The sequence below is a fragment of the Leuconostoc lactis KCTC 3528 = DSM 20202 genome (assembly GCF_014651235.1).
GTDB lineage: Bacteria > Bacillota > Bacilli > Lactobacillales > Lactobacillaceae > Leuconostoc > Leuconostoc lactis.
In genome coordinates, this window is record NZ_BMWM01000007.1 from 24248 (window position 1) to 47964 (window position 23717).

Below are 23717 nucleotides of genomic sequence, written 5' to 3' on the forward strand. Positions count from 1 at the left end.
AAAACACCGTTAACACGGTGTTTTTTTATTTGGGTTCCGGTAAAAATAAATGCCCTAACGTGGCAGCCATCACCGCTTTAATCGTATGTAACCGATTTTCTGCTTGGTCAAATTGTCGCGCATACGGCGCATGGAAAACCTCATCAGTAATTTCCATCTCCGTCAGGCCAAACTCAGCATAAATTTTCTGCGCCATGGTTGTTTCCAGGTCATGAAAAGCTGGTAAGTCATGCAACACAATCACTTGATCATTGCCCGTTAAATCAACTAATGTCTGATTAATTTGGTAAGGTGCCAGCAACTCGATGCGTGTTGCAAAGCTTGCTTCTTCCCCCATCGAGGCCCAAACGTCCGTGTATAACACATCAACCCCCGCCACCCCAGCAGCGATATCATCAGTAATCAAGAGTTGTGCCCCTGAAACCTGGGCTTTTTCGGCTGCTAACGCTTGGATTTCTGCTGCTGGTTGCAGCGCTTCAGGCGCGACAATATGTACATTCACCCCTAAAATAGCGCCCGTGATCAAAAGTGAATGTGCCACATTATTACGCCCATCTCCAAGATAGGCCAGTGTGATGCCTGACAGCGTCCCAAAATTTTCTTGAATCGTTAGAAAGTCCGCCAGCATTTGCGTGGGATGCCAGTCGTCAGTTAGTCCGTTCCATACAGGCACACCAGCATATTTCGCCAGATCTTCGACCACCTGTTATGAAGCGCCACGATATTCAATCCCATCGTACATACGGCCCAAGACTTTTGCTGTATCTGCCAAGGATTCCTTCTTGCCAAATTGGATATCCTGCGCCCCTAAAAACTCGGCGTGTGCGCCCAAGTCATTAGCCGCTACGGTAAAACTTGAACGAGTTCGGGTTGACGTTTTTTCAAAGAGGAGCGCAATGTTTTTACCCTGTAAGTAAGGATGGGGAATATGTTGCTGCTTTAAATATTTGAAATGCGCGGCTAATTGAATCATTGTCTCTAATTCTGGCTTTGAAAAGTCTACTTCTTTTAAAAAGGATTTACCCTGAAAATGTGATATCATCCCCGTGCCTCCAGTTGCTTTTGATGCCGTGCAATTTCTTTTTTAACATTGGTTACTGCTGTACCACCAAGCGAGGTCCGGCGATTGACCGCTGTCTCGGATTGCAGGACTTGATAAATATCATCTTCAATCTCTGGTGCGGCTGCTTGTAACGTTGCCAATGGCATCGCTTGCAATGGTGTTGCCGTTTGAATCCCTAACAACACCAATTGGCCGACAATCGCATGCGCTTCACGGAATGGGACACCTTTGGTTGCCAAGTAATCAGCCAATTCGGTCGCATTAGAAAAATCATCTTGAGTGCTGGCTAACATGCGTTCTTTATGCACCGTTAAACCACTGAGCATGCCAGTAAATATTTTAGTGGCAGCAATTACCGTGTCCATGACGTCAAAGAGCTGGGCCTTATCTTCTTGCATGTCTTTGTTATACGCCAATGGCAAGGCCTTCATAGTTGTCAATAAGCTCATCAATGCGCCATAAGTGCGCCCTGTCTTACCACGGACCAATTCGGCAAAATCGGCATTCTTTTTTTGTGGCATAATTGATGAGCCGGTTGAGAAGTCATCTGAGAGTTCAATATAATTAAATTCATAGGTTGACCATAAGATCAATTCTTCTGCCATCCGCGACAAATGCATCATTAACAGTGAGGCATTTGCCAAAAATTCAACGGCAAAGTCGCGATCGGAAACGGCATCTAACGAATTATGATAAATGTCCGCAAAGCCGAGTTCCGTTGCGACAAATTCACGATCAATTGGAAAGGTTGTCCCTGCCAAGGCTGCTGCCCCAAGTGGCAAGATATCCGTATGCTTTTGATTAAATTCAAAACGTTCATAGTCTCGTTGAAACATTTCGACATAGGCTAATAAATAGTGCCCATAGGTAATTGGTTGTGCATGTTGTAAGTGTGTATAACCTGACATAATGGTGCCCGCATGTGTGCTGGCTAACGTCAATAATGTTTGTTGGAGTTCGGTAATCGCCGCCATGACTTGCGGCAAACGGTGTTTCACCCATAAATGAAAATCAGTGGCGACTTGATCGTTGCGTGAGCGGGCAGTGTGTAATTTCCCCGCTACTGGGCCAATTTTTGCTGTCAGTAACGCTTCAATATTCATATGAATATCTTCATGTTGTACATCAAATCCTAACTCACCCGCAGTGAGTTCTTGCTGTAATGTCTTGAGACCGGCCACGATTTGGGCCGCATCTGTGTCAGAAATAATCCCTTGGCGACCTAGCATCGTTGCATGCGCAATTGAGCCTTCAATATCTTCAGCGGCCATTTCTTGGTCAAATGTAATTGATGCACCGAAGGCATCGACCCAGGCCGCAGCATTTTCGGTAAAACGACCACCCCATAATTTCGTTGTCATGTGACTTTGTTGATGCGTGGTGAACACCACCCATCTTTCCTTTCCTTAAACTATGTACAGTGGCAAAGCCACTATTTTTTAGACTTCGACTTGTTTAACTGGCTTTTGGCTGTGGACGTGGTTAACTTGTTCGTAAACCGTGTTACTCAATGTCCATAGCTTGATAAAGCCAACCGCTGCTTCTTGGTCAAAGGATGAGGCATTGGTATACGTGGCCAAGTCTTCATCATAAAGTGAGTTATGTGCCGATTGACGCGCCACCGCAATGGCATTTCCCTTAAACAACTTCATTTTCACGACCCCATTAACGTTCTTTTGGGTGTCATCAATAAAGGCCATTAAACTGTCAAATAATGGTGAGACCCACTTGGCCTTATATACCAAATTAGCTAGTTGTTGCTCGATGATTGGCTTGAAATGCGCCACGTCACGTTCCAGCGTCAAATCTTCCAAATCTTTATGCGCCGTCATCAACACGGCGGCGGCTGGCGCTTCATAAATTTCACGTGATTTGATCCCAACCAACCGGTTTTCAATGTGATCAATTCGGCCAATCCCATGTGCCCCCGCTAATTCGTTAAGCTGATTAATGAGATCAGCCAACGGCAAGGCCACGCCATCAAGGGCGACTGGTACCCCTTGTTCAAAAGTCACGTCCACAAACGCTGGCGTATCAGGTGTATTTTCAATTGCGTTGGTCAACGCATACGCTTCTTCAGGCGCTTGATGCCAGGGGTTTTCTAAAATACCGGCTTCAATAGCACGTCCCCAGAGATTTTCATCAATTGAGTAAGGCGAATCCAACACAATCGGCACTGGCACGCCATGTGCATTGGCATAAGCAATTTCTTCTTCTCGTGACCACTGGAAGTCACGGATCGGGGCTTCAATTTTCATGTCCGGATCTAGGGCATGAATCGCGGCTTCAAAACGAACCTGATCGTTTCCATGCCCCGTTGAGCCATGCGCAATGGCTACTGCATTGTTTTCATGGGCAATATCAACTAACTTTTTAATAATCAATGGCCGAGACAAGGCTGAAACCAAAGGATACTCGCCTTCATACAACATGTTAGCTTTAATCACTGGCGCAACATAGTCCGTTGCAAATTCCGCTTGGGCATCAATCACAATCGATTGGCTTGCCCCAACCTTGAGGGCTTTAGCTTGAATCATGTCCATGTCTTTACCATGTTGTCCAACATTTAAGACAACGGCGATGACGTCATACCCTTTTTCTTTCAACCAAGGAATGGCCACCGAAGTATCCAATCCGCCTGAATAGGCTAATACCAATGTTTCTGTCATGTGCTCGACCTCCGTGTTTATCTATGCATTAATACTACCGCGAGACGTTTATTTATTCAACATAAATTCGTTTATATACATTAAAAGTGTGTATATTGCGTTAATTTATGTATTTTATTGCACAAAAAAACAGGTTATGCAACCTGTTTGATACGATTATTCTGCCATTTGGGCGGTTATTTCGTCATGAATACGCGTGATTTCCGTTGGACTCATGATTTCAACAGCACCAAGGGCGCCCATATTTCGTGTTGTGCCATGCAATTGGTCTTGCTTGACATTGGCAAAGGCACCACGATAATCCATCGCTAATTTTTGCATGGCATGTGTTGACATGTCTGTTTGTACGTTATTTGATACTGTATTTAACAATGTATCATTAAACAATGTCCCAACATTCGTCGCCTTCTTCAAGACTGCCCGAATAATCAACTGTTGCCGCATTTGACGACCATAATCTCCATTAGGATCTTCGTGTCGCATCCGTGAGAAGGCCAAAGCTTCATTCCCATCCATGTGATATGTTTGACCGGCTGTGAAGCTGTATTGCTTAGCTGCGTTAGCTTGGGTATCATCGCCTTCAGTTGTAAAGGTGATTGGTGACGTGACATCCACGCCACCAACGGCATCGACCATCTTGACCAAGCCACCCATGTTAATCAAAATATAGCCACCATTAATTTTAATATCGAGCAAATTTTGAACAGCTTCAATGGCTGAATCTGCACTACCATAGGCATAGGCAGCGTTAATTTTCATTTGCTGACCATTGACTGTCACCAACGTGTCACGGGCAATGGACGTCATTGTTGTCGTGTTGGTCTTAGGGTTCACCGTCATCACAATCATCGTGTCAGTACGTCCCTTGTAATCACGACCCAAATCACCAGTATCGGTTCCAAGCAACAGATAAGACATTGGCTTCTTATCATCGATTAATTGATCCGCTTTTTTAGTCATTTTTGACGGTGCTTGCATTTTAGTGACCGTTCGGTTCATTTTGTAATAGGCCAAAGCCCCAACCGCAACGCCGGATACCAGCAATAATAAGACAACTGTGATCAAGATACGTCGTACCCAGTGTCTTTTTTTCGGTTGTTTCCCACCATTTTGGTGTCTTTGATGCATGTCGCTACGCGTTGGCATTATTTTTCTCCTTGCCTTATTAATCCAATAGTATACACAATCAATCACGTCACAACAAGATTAGCCACCAGCAAGATGTACCAAAAAGAGTTGTGCCACATTGAAATAAATCAACACGGACGTTAAATCAGATAGTGTGGTAATAAACGGGCCACTGGCGACCGCTGGGTCAAATCCCAATTTGTCAATCAACAAAGGAATAAGATAGCCGGCCAAATTCGCTACCATGATGGCCATGGTCATCGCCACCCCCACGGCAAAGCCGAGAATCATATTGTGCTTCCAAAAAGTGACAATCGCAAACACTGACATCCCTGTTGCTAACCCAACAATCAAGCCTGCAATCACTTCACTCAGAAAGTCACGCAAGCCACTATTTTCACTGCCGACGGCAATCCGGCGCACAGCCAAGGCCAAGGACTGGGTACCAGCATTACCAGCAGTTCCCGTAATCAGGGAAATAAACGCGGCCAAAATAGCCACTTGGCGTACCAAACCGTCAAATGAGCCAATTACCGTCGCCGTTAGCATCCCCAACAGCAACAAAGCAATCAACCACGGAATACGCTTCACCGCTGAATGCCAAGGTGAATCATTAATTTGACTCACGTTCACGGCAGCCAAACCAGAATAATCTTCAACCGCTTCTTCATCAATAACATCCACGATATCATCGACAGTAATCACACCCAATAAATGGTTCTTATCATCCGTAACGGGAATTGACAAGAAATTATAATCGGCCACAATTTGTGCAACTTCTTGCTGATCATCACCGGCCCGTACGCTAATAATGCGATCATTGGTGATTTCTGAAACGGGCATGTCATCTGGATGCGTCAACAAATCACGCAACGAAATAACCCCAACCAGTAACCCTTGTTGGTCTAATACGTAGACGTAGCTAATGGACTCGGCTTCAAGCGCTTGTTTTTTAACCAACCGCATGACTTCGCCGACTTTCAAATCCTCTTTGACCGCCAAATATTCAGTCGACATCAGTGAGCCGGCCGTTTGATCATCATAGTTGATCAGCTTACGAACCGAATCGGCATCGGCCTTTGGCATGAGACTAAGATACGTGGCGATTTGTCCTGACGGCATTTCTTGCAATAAATCAACCGCGTTATCGGTATACATTTCTTGCAAAATTTGTGCGCCCCGTTGTGGCGGCATTTCTGCTAACAAGCCAGCAATGTCCACTTCATCAACATCTAAATTATCAAATACCGCAGCCAAAACATCTATTGGTAATAAACGCCACGCCACTGCACGAAATTGTTCTGGTAATTCGGCATACACCTGCGCCATTTCAAAATCGTGTAACGCTTCAAAGCTCTCAATGAACTCACTGTCTTGCCCTGACTGTAACAAGTCAGATAGGAGTTGAATTGTTTCATCTAATTGTTCAGTTTGTTCTGCCATGTTATCACCCACCTATCTTGACTTGTCACCAGCAATTATCAAACAAAAATGCGATCAGATTATGCCAAATCGCGTAGCCCTTTTAAATCTTCTGGTAACTTCGTATTAAACTCACGGTAATCCTCAATAAAAGGATCATAAAACTTCATATGGTAAGCATGCAAGGCTTGTCGTTCCAAGCCATGCCAAAGTGGCCCACCATAGAGATCATCGCCAACCAAAGGATGCCCAATATTTTGGAAATGAACGCGAATTTGATGTGTCCGACCAGTATGCAATTGCACGCGCACACGTGTCATCGGATTATCGCCATCTTCATCATAGCGGCGTTCAACCCAGTATTCTGTCCGCGATGGCTTCCCATCATCACGGACTTCACGCTTAATAAAATCACCCTCAACGCGACCAATTGGCGCATTGATATCACCATGATCCTCTGGCAAAATACCACTGGTGTAGGCTAAATAGAACTTTTCCACCGTATGTTCTTGTAGTTGTTGATCCAAAACGGCATGCGCAAAGCGATGCTTAGCCAACAACACAATCCCTGACGTGTCGCGATCAAGTCGTGTGACAACGTGTGGCACCAAATCTTCGGCGTTTGTTTCTTCTAGATGCCCTTTGACTTGGTTGACCAACGTGTGCAACCGGTCAGCATGACCAGGCACAGTCGTCACCCCATAGGGCTTATCAACAACGAGCCAATGTTCATTTTCAAAAATGATGTTTAGCGGCTTGTAATCCGGCACCACCAAATCATTACTTTTTTCCGTTGGCATCACGATGGTCACTTCATCGCCATCATCTAAATAATCCGATGTGTACACCGGTTGGCCATTTTTTAAAATCGCCCCACCATTGTGTTTCATTTGGCTAAACATCCGATGCGACACACCGTGTGCTTGTAAAAATGTGCGCACTTTGCGCTGTTCAGTCCCTGAATAGGTCCATGTAAATTGCATTATTATGCCACGTTTGACACACAAAACGTGTCAAACATTTCCTCTCATTTAATTAACTGATGTCACTAATAAACGCACGTTTCACACGCTGCCAAAAATCCACGTGCCGATAAGCAGCAAAATGAATTTTTTTATCCGCCACGCGAAAACGTAATTCGGCGATGTTTTGACCCTTGATATCAGACTGGTCATACATCACCAAAAAATGATCACTTTTTGGTCGCATCACAATTTCTTGCCCATCTGGCACAATCAGTGGTGAACCCAGTGTTCGGAATACACGGTTGTTAATGGAAGCAATTTCCGACATTTGAATGGCCGGAATACTGGGATGTAGCACTGCCCCACCATTGGCCTTGTTATAGGCTGTTGACCCTGATGGTGTTGCAACTGCAATGCCGTCGCCACGAAACCGTTCAAATAATTGATCACCAAGATAAATATCGGCCACCAGTGTCCCCATGGGTTGCTTAATGACTGCTTCATTTAACGCCAAAAAACGATACTGTTCCCCACTGTCATAAACAGTCGTCATTTCCAGTAAGGGATAGCTGACCCGTTCATGATTATCATGTTGGAGACTTGCGACCAATTGCGGCAGTTCCGTTCGCAACCAGTCCGTATAAAACCCCAAGTGGCCAGTATGCAAGCCAACAAAACGTACCGTATCAATTTGATCGACGTAATGTTGAAACGCCCCTAGAAACGTCCCATCACCACCTACCGACACGACGACGTCTGGTCGTTCATGATCAATGGTTAGTCCCGCTCTTTCCAGCGCAACGATTAACGCTTGGGTAATCGTTTGTGAACTGGCGTCATGATTGTTAAAAATTGCTATTTTCATTCTGCTGCCCGAATTTCACTGACCCGTTGATCCCATTCAAAATTTTCATCCGCTAACAAAGTCAGTTGTTCTGCCAAGTCAGCTGGGAGTTCGTTGCCATGCTTATAACGCAAATCATGTTCAACCGTTGCCCAGACATTCATGGCAATCGTGCGAACTTGAATTTCGGCTAACACTTTTTTCTCACCATGATACATCTGAACTGGATATTCAATCACAATATGATATGAGCGATAGCCAGACGGTTTCGCATTCATCACATAATCACGTTCTTCTAAAATTTGAAAATCAGAGCGTTCCCGCAGTAATTCAACAACGCGGTACACATCTTCCACATATTTTGTCATCACGCGGACGCCGGCAATATCTTGCAAATCAAGCGCTAAACGTGATTCGTCCAAGTGGCGTCGTACAATTTTTTCTTCAATAGATGCCCGTGATTTTACCCGACCAGTTACGAATTCGATGGGTGAATTTTTCCCATCTTGTTCGTACTGTTCACGTAATCCACGCAGCTTTACTTTTAATTCTGTCACTGTCTGCTCATATGGCACGAAGAATTGGTCCCAATTCATAATGACACCTCTTTCTCAACATAATTATCATTCAGGCAGACGTCGTTGTCCCTTATTCAAATACAGCAACTCATTTAATTATCATTTAAGGTCATGATCATGAAATAAGTGTGGCTGAAATTGTTGATTGCCCTCACATTTTATTTTAACACAGATCTTGTTTGGTTTTGAGCGTATCAGTCGACAAGGACGTGTTTTGCGGGTAAAATAACTCTCTGGACAATAGCTCATTTTAAGTCTCACTATCTTGATACGGAGGCATCACATGCTTGATATTTATCATTTTTCCAACCCATTTTCACCAACCTGTTTAAAAACTGAAGAACGCTTACTTTATATTACCCCTGGTCTCGCCACGCGCACCCGTTTGCGGTTCATTCCGTTGATCAACCCCGATACAGTTACCGAATATGCGACACACCGCGCAGTTTTAACGGACCAACCCACTTCGCTAGCCGATACAATTTTCCACGTGGTGTGTGACTATAAAGCAGCCCAAATCGAAGGCAACAAAAAGGCCCGCAACTTTTTAGTGCAAATCCAACAACGTGTGACAAACCAAAATCTGCCTTATTCAGAAGCCCTGTCAGTTGCCACAGCGCAACAAGTTGGCCTCAATACAGATGATTTCTTGCACAATCGGGTCACGGATGATACGCTAGCGGCTGTGCTTGCGGATCAAAAATTAGCGCAAACGATGTTGCAACGCCAAGAAGCGGCAATTGCTATTGACGATATGCTCACCCACGAAATGCAACTGGTGACGGACTTCTCAGTGGCGAACTTAGTGCAAACCTTTGGGCCGCATTTGGGTAACCACATGACGCCTTTGACGCTCCAACAACAACTTGAAGCGTTGGCCTAATGCCATTATTTTCGGAAAGGTCGTTAAGATGCGAAAAATATTTGAAGTTATTGGCGCTATTGTGACCGTGATATTAGGTCTCGTAGTCGCTATCCCTGTCTTACTTGCCGTAATTGGTGTGGCTGTCCCAGCCATTCTGATTTTTGTGGCAGCTATTTTCTTAATTGTTTTGTTGGTTTTGGCCATCTGTGGCGTTGTTGCGCTAATGACTTTTTGGCGTATGCGCTACCAGTTAAAACATGGCGATGGCGTTGATTTTGTCTTTAACGGCAAGCGTTATCATGTTGAAACCCTCTCAAAGCGTCACCCGAATAACCGTCGTGATGTCACTGACGATGTTTGAACAACTCCAACAGTTTCAGCAACAATTTGCTGATCACCCTGTCGCACAACGCAAAATTAACGCGGCACTCACCACCTATCTCGGTTTAGCCAAGCGACAATTACCCGATGACCCGTTACCGACACTCAGTTTTAGTGTCCACCAACTCGTCAACCAGCCAGCATTAATGGCATTAGAAACCCTACTAGCTGACTTTCGTCAGGCGTTAATTACAACTTATGGGATTTGGCATTTACCCAACAACCGCTGGTTGGATGACTTGCACGACTTTGTTGCCGGACGTCCAGTACTGGAGATAATGGCTGGTAATGGCGTGATTTCGCATGGGTTACGCGCGCGGGGTGATGATGTGGTCGCGACCGACAACTTTGTCTGGTCAGGACAAGATAATCAACGTCCTGATCCTTGGACAACTGTGATACCTTACGCTGCTGACCAAGCCTTGCGTATTTATCCCCATGCGGTGGTAATTATGAGCTGGGCACCCGACACGGATAACAGTGATTTGGCCGTCTTACAGGCATTACGTCAAGCACATTTTGCTGGTGATTTTATTGTCATTGGGGAGAAAATGCAAGCGACCAATTCTCCTGCATTTTGGGCAACTGCCCAGTTAACAGTGCCACCGCTACTCAATCAACATCATCACAGTTTTGACAACATCCACGACCAAGTCTATCTCGTTAAATAAATCCAGTCAGTTGACTGGATTTATTTTTTTGCATAAAAATGACAGTTTCATCATTATTTTTAATTCAACCATGATATGATAATCATAACTTTTTAATTTGACAGGAGAAAAATAGATGGGCAATACACGAGTTGGTGTGACGTCAGGCTTACTGGCCTACGTATTTTGGGGCGTTCTAGGTATCTTTTGGGAATTACTCCATGCCGTTCCGGCACTCGATACCTTAGCTTACCGCATTGTTTGGTCCTTGGTGACCATTTTCGTGGTGTTGCTTTTTCAAAATAGTTGGCGGACTGTCTGGCAAACCATTGTCACCCTCACACAAAACCGAAAAATTCTTTGGATCATGCTGAGTGGTCTACTGATTACCGTCAACTGGTATATTTACATTTATATGGTGACACATAATCAAGCGACCGAGGCGAGTCTTGGTTACTACATGATGCCCTTGATGAATGTGGCCATTGCGGTATTGTTCTTGCACGAGCGGTTATCGCCAGCTAAAATGATTGCCTTACTCCTGGTTGTGATTGGCGTCGTACTACTGACTAAGCAAACTGGCGCGTTGCCATTGTCAACGTTACTGATGGCGGCCTCTTTTTGTCTCTACAGCTTGATTAAAAAACAAGTGCCACTGCCAGCAACGATTTCACTCGCATTAGAAACCCTATGTGTGGCGCCATTTGCCGCCATTTATTTACTTTTGTCGCCCCATATCCTCACACAAAACGGGCCAACAGTCACCGGTTTTATTATTGCCAGTGGTGCCGTGACTGTTGTGCCACTCGCCCTCTTTGCCGTTGCGACCAAAAATACGCAATTTATGACACTGGGCTTTATCCAATATTTAAATCCAACCATGCAACTCCTAGTCGCTGTTTTCGTGTTACACGAACCTTTAAGCTGGCATAAAATTGTGGTATTTGTCTTTATTTGGGCCGGTATTACCGTCTTTGTCCTAGAAAGTGTCTATCAATACCGCCGTCTCAGCCAAAACCATCATGTACTACGTTAATCAAGATAACCGATCATAACCCTTTAACGTTGGGGTGATTGTTGACGATTATGATAAATATAACTCCTTAGCACCGAGCAAGGTTAAGGGGTTTTTGTTTGCCTATTTTTTAAGCTTATGAGCCGAATTGATTAGCATTGCATTAAATATACATTAAATTCATAGTTATGGTATATTATTTTACAGTGACATGATAATAAAATAAGAAATTCATCATTTTTAACATCAGTAATAGAAAAACTATTCAAGTATATGTCTCAGCATGACGGGAGCAAATCAAGTATGACAGAAATCATAGCAAAAAATTGGCGGAGCATCCTAATCGTTAGTCTAACATCTGCTTTATATGCCCTGGCCAGTGTGGTCAGTGCGGCCTATTACGGCTATATTGTCGAACGTTCTCATCATAAAGATACCACGTTGTTTTTTATGATGATTGTTGCTGGGATTACGGTGGTCTTACTCCGCTATGTGTTTGATGTCATTAATCAAACACTGATGGTTAAATTTGTGGGCAAAATCATGTACGGTATTCGGGAAAAAACCATGTCTCGCATCACGGCTAACCAAGTGTCTGAATTTGGTCAGAATAAAGTCAGTTCTTATACGTCTAATTTACTCAACGATGTCGAATTAATTGAAATCAACTTAATTGAACCCTTTTTCGATTTAATTTCTCAAATCATCGTCGTTATCATTTCTTCAGCAGTCATTTTATATTATCAACCAACGGTATTCTTGATTATCATTTTGGGTTCAGCACTTGTGTTCTTGATTCCTACGCTGGTGAGTAAAAAATTGCAGGAAAAGCAATTAGCCCTTTCCGAAAAATCAGAAAATTTGACCGAATCCGTGACGGATATTTTGAATGGTTTTGCAACCGTCAAAGCGACGCAAACATTTCCTTATTTTTTAAAAGATTTTCAGCGCACAAATCAAAAATATACACAATCTCGCATCTCATCAGGCCAATGGATTATGTCGAATTATGCCACCTCAGCCACGCTTGGCCTAGTTGTTCAGTACGCCGCAGTCCTGACGGCGATTTGGTTCATCATGCAAGGCGCCATTTCTATTGGTATCATGTTAACGATGGTGCAAACGATGAACACACTGGTCTATCCATTGATTGGCATTTTTCAGCTAATTCCTCAAATGAAAAGCACCAAGCCCATTGTGCAAAAAATTGAAAACCTATCCAAAGGCCAGGATGATCACCAAAGCGACCTACCAAAACGCGTCTTTAACGAACGTATTACGTTAAACCATATCTCAGTCAAACTTAACGACAAAACAATTCTTGATGATATCTCTTTGTCGCTCATCAAAAATAAGAAATATCTGATCATTGGCCCAACTGGTTCAGGAAAATCAACGTTAGCCAATGTTTTGGCAGGGTTTATCACTAATTTCGACGGGGAAATCAGTGTTGACGATCAAGTCATCAACGCCAACGACCAAATGTTTGATATTGTGGCTTATGTAAACCAATCTCCTTATCTTTTCAACACGACCGTTGAACAAAATATTGTGATGTATAAACAAGTTGATAACAACAAATTAGAAAAAGTACTTCAAGACAGTGGCGCGAAACAGTTTTTAACAAATGGAACCCAGTTAGCCGATCAGATTACCAGTAATGGTACGAATTATTCAGGCGGCGAACGACAACGTATCGCCATCGCCAGAGGATTGTATCAACAAAAACCGCTGCTTGTGCTCGATGAAAGTTTGTCTGGTCTCAATTCAAGCTTGGCCCATGACGTTGAGAACAGTCTATTAAATCATGATGATTTGACATTGCTTTATATCACGCATAAGTTTGATATGGCATTACTTAAAAGATATGATGAGATTATTTGGATCCAAGATGGCAAGCTTTACCAGATGGCATCACCTGATGTTTTGTTATTTAATCAAGAATTTTTGAATTTTTTAAATATTGCAGGAAAATACAACGGTTCTGTTTCTAACTAATCCAATTCGTTCATTGATAAGTTTATAAAATCCATGATATAATGAAGTTACTAAAAAAGACTCATGCTAGAGACATGAGCCTTTAAATCACAAGCCCGCTATGGCTTTGGTGGTATTTTGAATTATATACAAACTCAAACCCCTAGAACCGGCCAAAGTTAAGGGGTTTTTGTTTGCCTACTTTTTAGACTTCTTAATCACGTCTATCAGTCCTACAATAGCCGTAGCTAGTAGTACCAACTTCGTGATTAACACAATTACCGTGACCAAAGTGGCCATGTTGGGTATTATCCTCTCTTATAGCTTGAGGTTAAACGCATATACATCACCCCCTGCTATTGGACTCACCAACGCCCTAACTTGCTTGCCTCATGATTGTAGCATAGTAAAATTTACCATGCGTTGACAGACTGTCAACGCATAACTCACTGACTGCTGACCTTTTGAACAACGTCTTGGGTTGATTGGCTGACATATCGCTGAATTTCATCTGGTGTTAATTGATGATCTTGACCAGTCTCAATATTTCTAAATAGCCAAACCCCGTCCACCTGCATCAAATAAACTGGACTCGCAGTCGTATCTTGACCAGCTTGTGTTGCTGGCGTACTTGCGGCAACACTTTCTCCAGAAGTCGGTGGCACTTTATCAGGTCGTTTTTCTTTGCCATACAGACCCGTCACTGCTGCATTTTCACTGGCTACCCGCTGACTCAGCGCTTGCGTCGCTTTTTTTGTTGTCGCAGCTTGATGAATCGCTGGCACTGATACGCACAGCAAAATACCAATCGCCAAAACAACCATTAGTAGGTGTCTCGTCTTAAAGTTCTTTCTTGCCATTTTGGTATTTTTCATCATTTTTTACCCGTAGCTGATTCGAAATTCGTGTACACGAAAATATCATGATAAGATTATGGTTCATCTTATCATTGTGCATTTAGAATAGCAAAGATAACGACTAAAAAAGCAACCACGTTTGTGGTTGCTTTTTTAGTAAGTCATCAAGGCCAAAAATGGCACATCCCCAGAAGCCATGATCTTTTCACGACCATGCAATTCAGTGAGTTCAATAATGAAGGCAACGCCCGCCACAACACCGCCGAGCTTTTCAATAATCTCGCGAGTTGCATTGATTGTGCCACCTGTAGCTAACAAATCGTCCACAATTAAGACACGTTGCCCAGGTTGAATGGCATCCTTGTGAATTTCTAACACATTTTCCTTGCCATATTCAAGTGAATATGACGCACTAACCGCTTCACGAGGCAACTTGCCACCCTTACGTGCTGGCACAAAGCCAACGTTCAAAGCGTAAGCCAATGGTGAGCCGACAATAAAACCACGTGATTCAGGTCCGGCAATCAAGTCCACATTCAAATCCTTTGCAAATGCAGCAATGGCATCAATAGCTTGATGGTAAGCCACACCATTGCCCATTAAAGGCGAAATGTCTCGAAAACTAACGCCTGGTTCAGGAAAGTTTTCTACGGTGGCAACATAATTGTGTAAATCTACTGTCATATTTTTTCTCTGAGTGCGTTCAGCTTTTACGAACACACCCTGCTTTCTCTTTACTTTTTAACGATTAGCCAAAAATTTTTGATAGGTCACTGATGTCGTCAATGACTTTTGTGGGGCATTTGGAATAATTTTAACATAGCCGTCCACAATCCGAACAAATCCCAGCTCAATAAAGACTTGAATCATAATATTGAGGTCTTTGGGACTGATCTGGAGTTGCTTAGCGATTTTATCCAAGTTTTGCCCGAAGTTTAAGTCTTGATGAGCATAAATAAACTTATAAACTTGCGCAAAAAATTGCTTATGCGCCGTATTTTCCACGGGTTCCGGTAAGGCCACATCTGCCAATAACAACTGCAACTTCGCTTGCCCGCGGAAATAATTCAAACCCAGAGTGGCGGCAAACGACACCCCAGCCGGTTGTTGCACAATGCGCGTCCAATCTGGATGATTAAAGCCGACCGCTTCAATTTGATTCGCCAGCGTTAACTTGACATGTTGTTGGGTTGCCCCCATCGTCATGGCTTTTTCAATTTTAGGTGTTTTGAAACCAAAGACTGGTTCCGGATTGTCCGTCCCAAAAGGTTCCATTAATTTTAATGCGTCATAGAGCGTTGGATCCAGTTGGTTAACTGGTAACATCATGTTCACTGCGACTTGTTTTTCAGGTATCACTAAGGCTGGTAAGCTTGATAACCGCTCCCGCAGAATAGCTAAGTTTTCTGGGGAAATGCCTAAGCCAAGCGCACTGGCATGACCACCAAACGTGTCATACAAATCACGATATTGACCCATGAGTGCATATAAATCAAAATCGCCATACGTTCGGCCAGAGCCTTTATACGTCCCATCGACCAGACTCAAGACAATCACTGGCTTGTGGATCAACTCAACGAGACGACTCGCTACAATTCCCAAAATACCTTGATGCCAATCATCCCCAGCCACGACTAAGACTTGATCGTTGGCATGGGCGTCCGATAACGCCAATTGCTTGGCTGCGCCAAACACTTCTTCAACGATTTCTTGACGTTGCGCGTTAATAGCTTCCACTTGCGTTGCCAATGCCGTCGCATCATCTGGTGACTGCGTCAGTAGCAAATCCAATGCTAACTGCGCATCCCCCAACCGACCGACAGCATTCAGACGTGGCGCAAGCTTAAAGCCAACCGTTTCGGAAATAATCGGTTGTTCGGGTAGCTGACCCGCACTTTTTAATAAGGCGGCAATCCCTGGACGGGGACTTTCCGCCATTTGCTTCAGCCCCCAAGAGACCAACGTCCGATTTTCATCCGTCAGTGATACCATATCGGCAATTTCACCTAATGCGACCAAATCGAGCATTTCCGTTGGTAGTTCGCTTTTATCTTGTACCGGTTCCCCATCAGTTAACAGCGCTTGGGCCAGTTTAAATGCGACCCCGACACCTGACAAATCGGCAAACGGATAGTCGCCTTCGGGATGTCTTGGATGTACAACGGCATAGGCATCGGGTAACGTTGGCCCGATTTCATGGTGGTCGGCGATGATGACATCCACGCCTTGACTCATGGCATAAGCCACTGCTTCGTGACCACTGATCCCATTATCGACCGTCACAATAACTTGGGCGCCATCTGCGATCAAACGTTGATAAGCCGCTAAGTTTGGGCCATAGCCATCTTGGAAACGGTTAGGAATATAGGCGGTCACGTCGGCACCAAGCACTTGCAAAGCTTCAAGCATCACTGCCGTACTCGTCACCCCGTCCAAATCGTAATCACCATAAACGACGATTTTCTCCCCTTCAAAGGCGGCCGTCATCAACCGTTCCAACGCTTTGTCTAAATCATGTAACTGCATTGGATCATGCAGTTGGTCGATGCTCGGTTGGAGATAAGCAAACGCCGCTTCGGGGGTCGTGTAGCCTTTTTGCGCCACAATGGTGGCCGTCAATTGGGCAATATTTAGTTGTGACGTGAGCTGGCGGACTGTTTTTTCCGCTGGTTGGGGCAGCAAACGCCAATTATTTTGACTCATTGTAACCTTCTTTAACTTATCGGCCGACGGCCTTTATTTGTCTTTTTTAAATGGCACATCAATGACATCTAAGTCTCTAGCAACCACCGTATTAGGGAAAATCTTGCGGACATCTGCCACTAAAGTTTTCACCATTGGCCCAATATAACGTGCTGATAAATGCGTTAAAATCAGCTTATCAACATGGGCCCGTCGGGCGGTATTGGCAGCGTTGACACTGGTTGAATGTGCGTGTGCGCGTGCCATTTTGGCTTCTTCATCACCGGCACCATAGGTGCTTTCATGCACCAAGACATCCGCATTCAGCGCCAACGTTTCAATATTATCATTTGGTCGGGTATCCAAAATAAAGGTCACCACACGGCCCTTTTGCGCCGCACCAATATAATCGCGCCCATCCAGAATCCGCCCATCTGGTAAGGTTACCCGCTTACCCGCCTTCAATTGGCCAAAGACTGGACCAGATGGCACATTTTGTTCACGCAACTTTTCAACCAACAGTTCACCTGGATGGTCTTTTTCTTCAACCCGAAAGCCCCAAGTATCAATCCGGTGACGCATCTTAGCCGCAATCACGCGGAAAGTCCTATCATCAAAAATAACCCCTTCGGTTAATTCAACGTAAACTAAGGGATACGATAAGCGCGTTTCTGAAACACGCAACGCCGTTTGCACGAAGTCTTTAATGCCTTTTGGCCCATAAATAGTCAAGGGTTCATGTTTGTCAGCGCCTTGAAATGACCGTGAACTCAAAAAGCCAGGCAAACCAAAAATGTGATCCCCATGCAAATGTGAAATAAAAATCTTTTCAACCTTGCGTGGTCGCAATGTTGTCTTGAGAATTTGATGTTGGGTAGCTTCCCCGACGTCAAATAACCAAACGGCATTGCGCTCGTCAAGGAGGCGCAACGCAATGCTTGTCACATTTCTAAATTTTGATGGTTGACCAGAACCAGTGCCTAAAAATTCAAGTTGCATGTTATCTTAAGCGTCCCGTCACATCGCTTAACGCTGTGGCTGGCACGTTTTTCTCCTCATCAATTAGACGATCTTGCATCATCTATAACTTAACTATTTTACCATATATCAACACTTGATAGCGATCCGAAGACAAAATAAAAAACAGCTCACGCTGTTTACTTGTCATCCCAATGGGTCTTTTGGAAAGCCACGCGACTAGCCATGACCATCGCTTCACGCGCTGGATCCTTCTTATAGAAGTCTTGGTGGTATTCTTCGGCTTCATAAAACGGTTGCGCGTCTTCAATTGTCGTCACAATTGGCGCATCAAAGCGACCAGAGGCTGCTAATGCCGCTTTGGACTTTTCCGCAATGGCACGTTGCGTGTCATCAGCGACAAAAATCACCGGCCGGTAATTGTCACCACGATCTTGGAATTGCCCCATGGCGTCCGTTGGATCCGTTTGTTCCCAGTAAATTTCGACCAATTCGGCATACGATAACTGTTCTGGGTCAAACCAAATTTTCACGGCTTCCGTATGCCCCGTCGTGTGTGAACTCACTTCTTCGTAAGTCGGATTTTCCGTGTGACCACCGGTATAACCGGAGCGTACTTTTTCAATGCCAGGCAATGAATCAAATGGTTGCACCATGCACCAAAAGCATCCGCCCGCAAAAATGGCTGTTTCCGTCGTCTTTGTCATGAGTTTGTCCTTATCTCGTTGCTAAAATAAAAAAGAGAAACGTTCTCCGTCTCTCTCATCATACTATAATCAAACTCAAATTTCAAAATTTTCTTTTTCTTTGGCTAACTTCGTGCGCACAATATCTTCCTTGGCGTGAATCAATCGTGTGACCAACGCGTTAAATGGTGTGGGAATGCCCTCTTGTTGGCCAAGACGCGCAAAATAGCCATTTAAAAAGTCAATTTCTGTTCGCTTACCATTTTGAATGTCTTGATACATGGACGGATAGTGATTACCCGCATTTTCTGGCTTCAATAAACGACTCAAGTCCGCAATAATACCCGCCACATCGACTTTGACACCTTGTGAGGCCCCGACTTGCTTCATTTCATCTAAAATATTTAATGCCATATCCATGGCATTGCCCGCCGTCCCAAATTCAGCAATGTTGGCATCTAACAACACTGACAACGGATTCAAAACGGCATTGATACCGGCTTTATGCCAAATGGCTGTCATGACATCCGGTACCAATTCAGCATTCAAACCGGCTTCGTTCAATGCCTCAACAATCGGTTGCGCATCCCCACCAGCCAGTGCTTGCAACTTGATCGAACCTGAACCCGTTGTGTGAATCTCACCAGGCTTCACCAAAGATGATGTCCACAACGTCACACCGGCCACAATTTGTGACTTGTCTACGTGCTTTGCCATCACTTCAATATTACCCAAACCGTTAGACAAGATGAGTAATTGTGTTTGATCGGTGATAATTGGCGCAATATCCGTCAACATCCGATCCAACTGTGGTGTTTTGGTCAACAAAATAATCAGGTCAAACGTCCCCGTTACTTCTTGTGGGGTCATCACGGGTAAATAGTAAACCTTTGGGTCTTGATCATCATGAACAACCGTCAATCCCTTGGTATTAATGGCTGCAATGTGTGCTGGCCAACCGTCAATACCGGTCACATCATGACCGGCCGCTTGTAGCATAATTCCCAAACGTGCGCCAAGTGCGCCAAATCCTGCAATCGCTATTTTCATAATTTATATTCGTCCATCAGCGATGAACGCCTCCGCTTTCAGAAATAAATAATTACTATTATTTTACCACACGTTGGTTTTTGAAAAAGCGACAATTAAACAGCGCACTAACAGCTAACAATCTTAATGGGTGCCTTGACCATAATAGGCGTGCGCTCCATGCTTGCGGAAATAGTGCCGATCAAGCAAATATTGTGGCACATGTAAATCTTGCGTGGGATTTAACTGCATGGTGTGGAAATCAATTTCTGACACCACATCCAGCACAATGGCGTTTTGGACTGCCGTTTTGGCATCTTTTCCCCAAGTAAATGGCCCATGATCATTGGTTAGAACACCAGGAATCGCCATCGGATCAAGGTTTTGACGATCAAACACGCGCACAATAGATTGGCCGGTATTTAATTCATAGTCGCCATCGACTTCCTCTTGCGTGAGACGATCAGCGATCGGCACATCCCCGTAAAACGTATCCGCATGCGTTGTCCCCGCCGCAGTTACTGGAATGCCCGCTTGGGCAAAGGCCACCGCCCACTTAGAATGCGTGTGCACAATCCCACCGACTTCTGGCCAATGTCGATACAAGAATGCATGCGTTGGTGTATCGCTTGAGGGATTCAATTCGCCTTCAACCACTTGACCATCCAAATCAACCACGACCATATCTGCCGGCGTGAGTTCATCATAAGCCACGCCACTTGGCTTAATGACAAACAACCCTGAGTCGCGATCAATTTGTGAGACGTTCCCCCACGTTAATGTCACGAGATTATTGGCAGGTAATGTCATATTGGCTTCATATACTGTTTGTTTCAGCGCTTCTAACATGTTGTCTACTCCTTTGTGGCTTGATTTGGCAAAGCCTTAATGGCGGCCATTTCAATTTCAAGACCATTGATATAACGTGTCATAAATGTTTCAAAACCAGCCACATCTACCGGATCTGGTGATAGCGTTTCCGCCACACTGTCCGCAAAAATCTGTTCCGCTAAGAAGTCAGCTAACGATAACGTCGTGTCGTTGTTAGCAGCATACAAAGCTAAGATTGCCATGCCCCAAGGGCCACCTTCACCGGCGTTTTGCATCACTGTCACATTGGTATTCAAAGCTGCGGCTAACAACTTTTGGGCGACCACTGGCGTCTTAAACACACCACCTTGCGCCACAATATTGTCAGTCAACACATCTTCATCAGCTAACAAACGCATGCCGATTTTAATGGCACCAAACGCACTAAAGATGTGCAAGCGCATGAGGTTCCCGACACTGAAAATAGCATCTGGTTGACGCACTAAGAGTGGTCGACCTTCTGGTACCCCAGTAATATTTTCCCCAGAATAATAGCCATAGCCTGACAAACCACCAGCATCTGGCGTTGCATCCGTTAATGCGGCATCAAATAGGACTTGATAGAGGTCCTTTGTTGATAGGTCATGGCCAATTTTTTGAGCAAATTCCGCAAAGAGCTTCGCCCAAGCGTTAATATCTGACGCCGAGTTGTTCGCATGTACCATGGCGACCGGCAAGCCGGTTGGCGTCGTCACAATATCAATGTTGCTGTAGACATGAGCCAGTGGCTTTTCCAAGACAATCATTGAGAAAATTGACGTTCCAACAGAAATGTTTCCTGTCCGTTTGTTCACACTATTTGTGGCAACCATCCCCGTCCCAGCATCACCTTCAGGTGGCGCCAAACGCGTCCCAGGTTGTAGATCCCCAGTTGGATCAAGTAACAACGCGCCTTTTTCGGTTAATGTACCGGCTGGTGTTCCCGCCTTTAATGGTTGAGGCAAAATGTCAGTGAGTTGCCACTGGTATTGTTGTACTGGTTTGAGTTGATTAAAGCGATCAAGCATCACCTGATCGTAATCCCCTGTTGCTTCATCAATCGGGAACATACCGGAAGCATCGCCAATCCCAAGGACTTTCTCCCCAGTCAATTGCCAATGGACATAACCAGCTAAAGTCGTCATGTAGGCAATGTTTTTCACATGCGTCTCTTGATTCAAAATCGCTTGATAAAGATGGGCAATACTCCAACGTTGTGGGATATTAAACGCAAATAGTTGTGTTAATTCACGCGCAGCGTCGGCTGTGATTGCGTTACGCCAAGTTCTAAAGGGTACAAGTTGTTCATCATCAGCGTCAAACACCAAGTAGCCGTGCATCATAGCTGAAAAGCCCATGCTGTTAATTTTTGTAATGGTTACGCCATATTCAGCCTGAACGGCTGTCTTTAATTGCCCATACGCCACTTGTAAACCAGCCCAGACATTAGGTAACGCGTACGTCCATGAGCCATCTTGGAAACTGTTCGTCCAGTCATAACTACCGGAAGCGATGGTTGTACCGTCTTGCGTCGTCAAGACAGCTTTAATGGTGGTTGAGCCAAATTCAACGCCTAAAGCAGTTTGCCCTGACGTAATGGCTGCTTTAATATTTTCTGATGTCATGCTATTATTTCTCCTATTATGCTGTAATTGAAAACGCTAATCAGCCAAGGGTGATTAGCGTTTTCATCTTGTTGCAATTAACGCGTCCCTTGCGCTTCAATTTCTTCAAGTGATTTACCATGTGTTTCTGGTACGGCAAACTTAACAAAAAGTACCGCAATAATTGAGATCACCCCGAAGATGGCAAAGACTGAAGCCTGTGGCATCATTGCTGTCATGATTGGGAACAGCAAGCTAACCGCAAATGAACCAATCCAGTTAAAGGCTGATGCCAAACCACCGGCACGACCACGAATGGCAAGTGGGAAGATTTCACCAACCAAGACCCAAGTCAATGGTGCCCAAGTGAAGGAGTAGAAGGCCACAAAGATTGAGAGGAAGACAACGATCAGCATTGGTGGCAAATTCTCTGCCCCGACAACCATGTTTAAGATTGCTGGCATTAAGAAAGATAACGCCATGATCGTACCACCAAGCATCAAGAGTGTCCGACGCTTGAACTTGTCGGCGATCACCATATACAAGATCGCACCCAAGACCAAGATAACACCTTGAACGATTGGCCAAAGTAGCGCACTGGCTGCCGATTGCCCCGTCGCCTTTTCAACGATCAAAGGGATGTAGTAGAAGATCGCATTGGCACCCATGAACTGCTGGAAAGCAGCCACGCCGATGCCGGCCGTTACTAGATAACGATACTTTGATGAAAAGAGTGTCGCTAAAGTAATATTTTTTTGCGCACCGTCTTCAACCGCTACTGTGCGTTGAATGTCTGCTAATTCGCCCGCAACTTCATTGCTAGGTCGAATATAAGTCAACACGCGACGCGCAGCATCGATATGCCCTGTTTTCACTAAGAAACGTGGTGATTCAGGCAACCGTAACACACCCAAGAAGAGAATCACGGCTGGTACAGCGGCCAAGCCAAGCATTAAGCGCCAAGCAATGTCGTGTGGCAAGCCTTGCAATAAGTAATCCACGATGTAAGACAAGAGCATTCCTGACACAATCATCAATTGATTCAGACCAGAGAGACGCCCACGCGTACGAGCTGGGGCCATTTCTGACATATACGATGGTACCAAAGCTGACGCAGCGCCCACGGCCAAACCAAGTAATGTTCGCGCAATCAAGAGCCAAGCGACCCCATCATTTGGCGAGATACCAGCCATGACTGAACCAATAGCGAAGATAAATGATGCGGCCAAAATCATACGACGACGACCTAATTTATCTGATAATTGTCCGGCGAGTGCGCCACCAACGATCGCACCTAACATCAAACTTGATGTGATCCAACCAATGGTACCGGCATCCGTCAAATGCCAATCTTTTTGCAAGAACGGCAACGCGCCAGTCATCACACCGATGTCATAACCGAAGAGAATACCACCAAACGCGCCGAAGAAGTAAATAAAACGACTTGAAATTTTTTTAGTTGGTTGATTTGTCAT

21 protein-coding genes and 1 pseudogene are annotated in these 23717 nt (G+C 44.6%); 5 read left to right on the plus strand and 17 right to left on the minus strand.

Features of this window, described 5'->3' with window-relative positions:
- Positions 1 to 25: 25 nt before the first annotated feature.
- From argF to IE039_RS03265, 8 genes and pseudogenes are all read right to left on the minus strand, one after another.
- Positions 26 to 1042: pseudogene (gene argF / locus IE039_RS03230) on the minus strand (ornithine carbamoyltransferase).
- Positions 1039 to 2424: an argininosuccinate lyase gene (argH, locus tag IE039_RS03235; protein WP_189428715.1), complete on the minus strand. Its 1386-nt coding sequence runs from the start codon at positions 2422 to 2424 to the stop codon at positions 1039 to 1041. The pseudogene argF and the gene argH overlap by 4 nt, the downstream one beginning before the upstream one ends.
- A 78-nt stretch (positions 2425 to 2502) precedes the next feature.
- On the minus strand, positions 2503 to 3732 hold the full coding sequence (locus IE039_RS03240) for an argininosuccinate synthase (protein ID WP_189428716.1): 1230 nt from the start codon (positions 3730 to 3732) through the stop codon (positions 2503 to 2505).
- Positions 3733 to 3888: 156 nt separating this feature from the next.
- Positions 3889 to 4878: an LCP family protein gene (locus IE039_RS03245; protein ID WP_010003745.1), complete on the minus strand. Its 990-nt coding sequence runs from the start codon at positions 4876 to 4878 to the stop codon at positions 3889 to 3891.
- A 60-nt stretch (positions 4879 to 4938) separates the two neighbouring features.
- Entirely contained in the window at positions 4939 to 6303 is a 1365-nt protein-coding gene (gene mgtE, locus IE039_RS03250) for a magnesium transporter (RefSeq protein WP_010003744.1), read from the minus strand.
- A gap of 59 nt (positions 6304 to 6362) precedes the next feature.
- Complete coding sequence (locus IE039_RS03255) at positions 6363 to 7265, minus strand: RluA family pseudouridine synthase (protein WP_010003743.1); 903 nt, start codon at positions 7263 to 7265, stop codon at positions 6363 to 6365.
- A gap of 52 nt (positions 7266 to 7317) precedes the next feature.
- A complete protein-coding gene (locus tag IE039_RS03260; protein WP_010003742.1) occupies positions 7318 to 8112 on the minus strand; it encodes an NAD kinase in 795 nt (264 codons plus the stop codon).
- Positions 8109 to 8687 carry a GTP pyrophosphokinase gene (locus IE039_RS03265; protein WP_010003741.1) on the minus strand — a complete coding sequence of 193 codons (579 nt, stop codon included), beginning with the start codon at positions 8685 to 8687 and terminating at the stop codon, positions 8109 to 8111. The genes IE039_RS03260 and IE039_RS03265 overlap by 4 nt, the downstream gene beginning before the upstream one ends.
- A gap of 265 nt (positions 8688 to 8952) precedes the next feature.
- Here IE039_RS03265 and IE039_RS03270 point away from each other — a divergent pair, with 265 nt between their 5' ends.
- The 5 genes from IE039_RS03270 to IE039_RS03290 all read left to right on the plus strand — a co-directional run bounded on the left by IE039_RS03270 (position 8953) and on the right by IE039_RS03290 (position 13578).
- A complete protein-coding gene (locus tag IE039_RS03270; protein WP_189428717.1) occupies positions 8953 to 9552 on the plus strand; it encodes a DsbA family protein in 600 nt (199 codons plus the stop codon).
- A gap of 28 nt (positions 9553 to 9580) precedes the next feature.
- Complete coding sequence (locus tag IE039_RS03275) at positions 9581 to 9895, plus strand: hypothetical protein (protein ID WP_189428718.1); 315 nt, start codon at positions 9581 to 9583, stop codon at positions 9893 to 9895.
- Positions 9888 to 10586 (plus strand): hypothetical protein, encoded by a 699-nt coding sequence (locus IE039_RS03280; protein WP_010003699.1) that lies wholly within the window; start codon positions 9888 to 9890, stop codon positions 10584 to 10586. The genes IE039_RS03275 and IE039_RS03280 overlap by 8 nt, the downstream gene beginning before the upstream one ends.
- A 115-nt stretch (positions 10587 to 10701) precedes the next feature.
- The gene (gene rarD / locus IE039_RS03285) at positions 10702 to 11601 is read left to right on the plus strand and encodes an EamA family transporter RarD (RefSeq protein WP_189428719.1); all 900 of its coding nucleotides are present in this window, start codon (positions 10702 to 10704) and stop codon (positions 11599 to 11601) included.
- Between the two features lie 282 nt (positions 11602 to 11883).
- Complete coding sequence (locus IE039_RS03290) at positions 11884 to 13578, plus strand: ATP-binding cassette domain-containing protein (protein WP_189428720.1); 1695 nt, start codon at positions 11884 to 11886, stop codon at positions 13576 to 13578.
- Between the two features lie 425 nt (positions 13579 to 14003).
- Here the strand turns inward: IE039_RS03290 and IE039_RS03295 are convergent, their stop codons facing one another.
- The 9 genes from IE039_RS03295 to IE039_RS03335 form a co-directional block, all read right to left on the minus strand.
- A complete protein-coding gene (locus IE039_RS03295) occupies positions 14004 to 14417 on the minus strand; it encodes a DUF7311 family protein (protein ID WP_156310349.1) in 414 nt (137 codons plus the stop codon).
- 150 nt (positions 14418 to 14567) lie between these two features.
- Positions 14568 to 15098: an adenine phosphoribosyltransferase gene (locus IE039_RS03300; RefSeq protein ID WP_010004086.1), complete on the minus strand. Its 531-nt coding sequence runs from the start codon at positions 15096 to 15098 to the stop codon at positions 14568 to 14570.
- A gap of 57 nt (positions 15099 to 15155) precedes the next feature.
- Positions 15156 to 17117, minus strand: a complete 1962-nt coding sequence (gene recJ, locus IE039_RS03305; RefSeq protein ID WP_189428721.1) for a single-stranded-DNA-specific exonuclease RecJ — start codon at positions 17115 to 17117, stop codon at positions 15156 to 15158.
- Positions 17118 to 17150: 33 nt separating this feature from the next.
- Positions 17151 to 18095, minus strand: coding sequence for a ribonuclease Z (gene rnz, locus IE039_RS03310; RefSeq protein WP_055307627.1), 945 nt, complete (start codon positions 18093 to 18095; stop codon positions 17151 to 17153).
- 158 nt (positions 18096 to 18253) lie between these two features.
- Positions 18254 to 18781 carry a peptide-methionine (S)-S-oxide reductase MsrA gene (gene msrA, locus IE039_RS03315; protein WP_019040348.1) on the minus strand — a complete coding sequence of 176 codons (528 nt, stop codon included), beginning with the start codon at positions 18779 to 18781 and terminating at the stop codon, positions 18254 to 18256.
- A gap of 75 nt (positions 18782 to 18856) precedes the next feature.
- A complete protein-coding gene (locus tag IE039_RS03320) occupies positions 18857 to 19810 on the minus strand; it encodes a ketopantoate reductase family protein (RefSeq protein ID WP_055307625.1) in 954 nt (317 codons plus the stop codon).
- A gap of 123 nt (positions 19811 to 19933) precedes the next feature.
- Positions 19934 to 20638 (minus strand): L-ribulose-5-phosphate 4-epimerase, encoded by a 705-nt coding sequence (locus IE039_RS03325; RefSeq protein WP_010003242.1) that lies wholly within the window; start codon positions 20636 to 20638, stop codon positions 19934 to 19936.
- Positions 20639 to 20643: 5 nt separating this feature from the next.
- The gene (locus IE039_RS03330; RefSeq protein ID WP_189428722.1) at positions 20644 to 22263 is read right to left on the minus strand and encodes a xylulokinase; all 1620 of its coding nucleotides are present in this window, start codon (positions 22261 to 22263) and stop codon (positions 20644 to 20646) included.
- Between the two features lie 77 nt (positions 22264 to 22340).
- Positions 22341 to 23717 (minus strand): sugar porter family MFS transporter, encoded by a 1377-nt coding sequence (locus IE039_RS03335; protein WP_189428723.1) that lies wholly within the window; start codon positions 23715 to 23717, stop codon positions 22341 to 22343.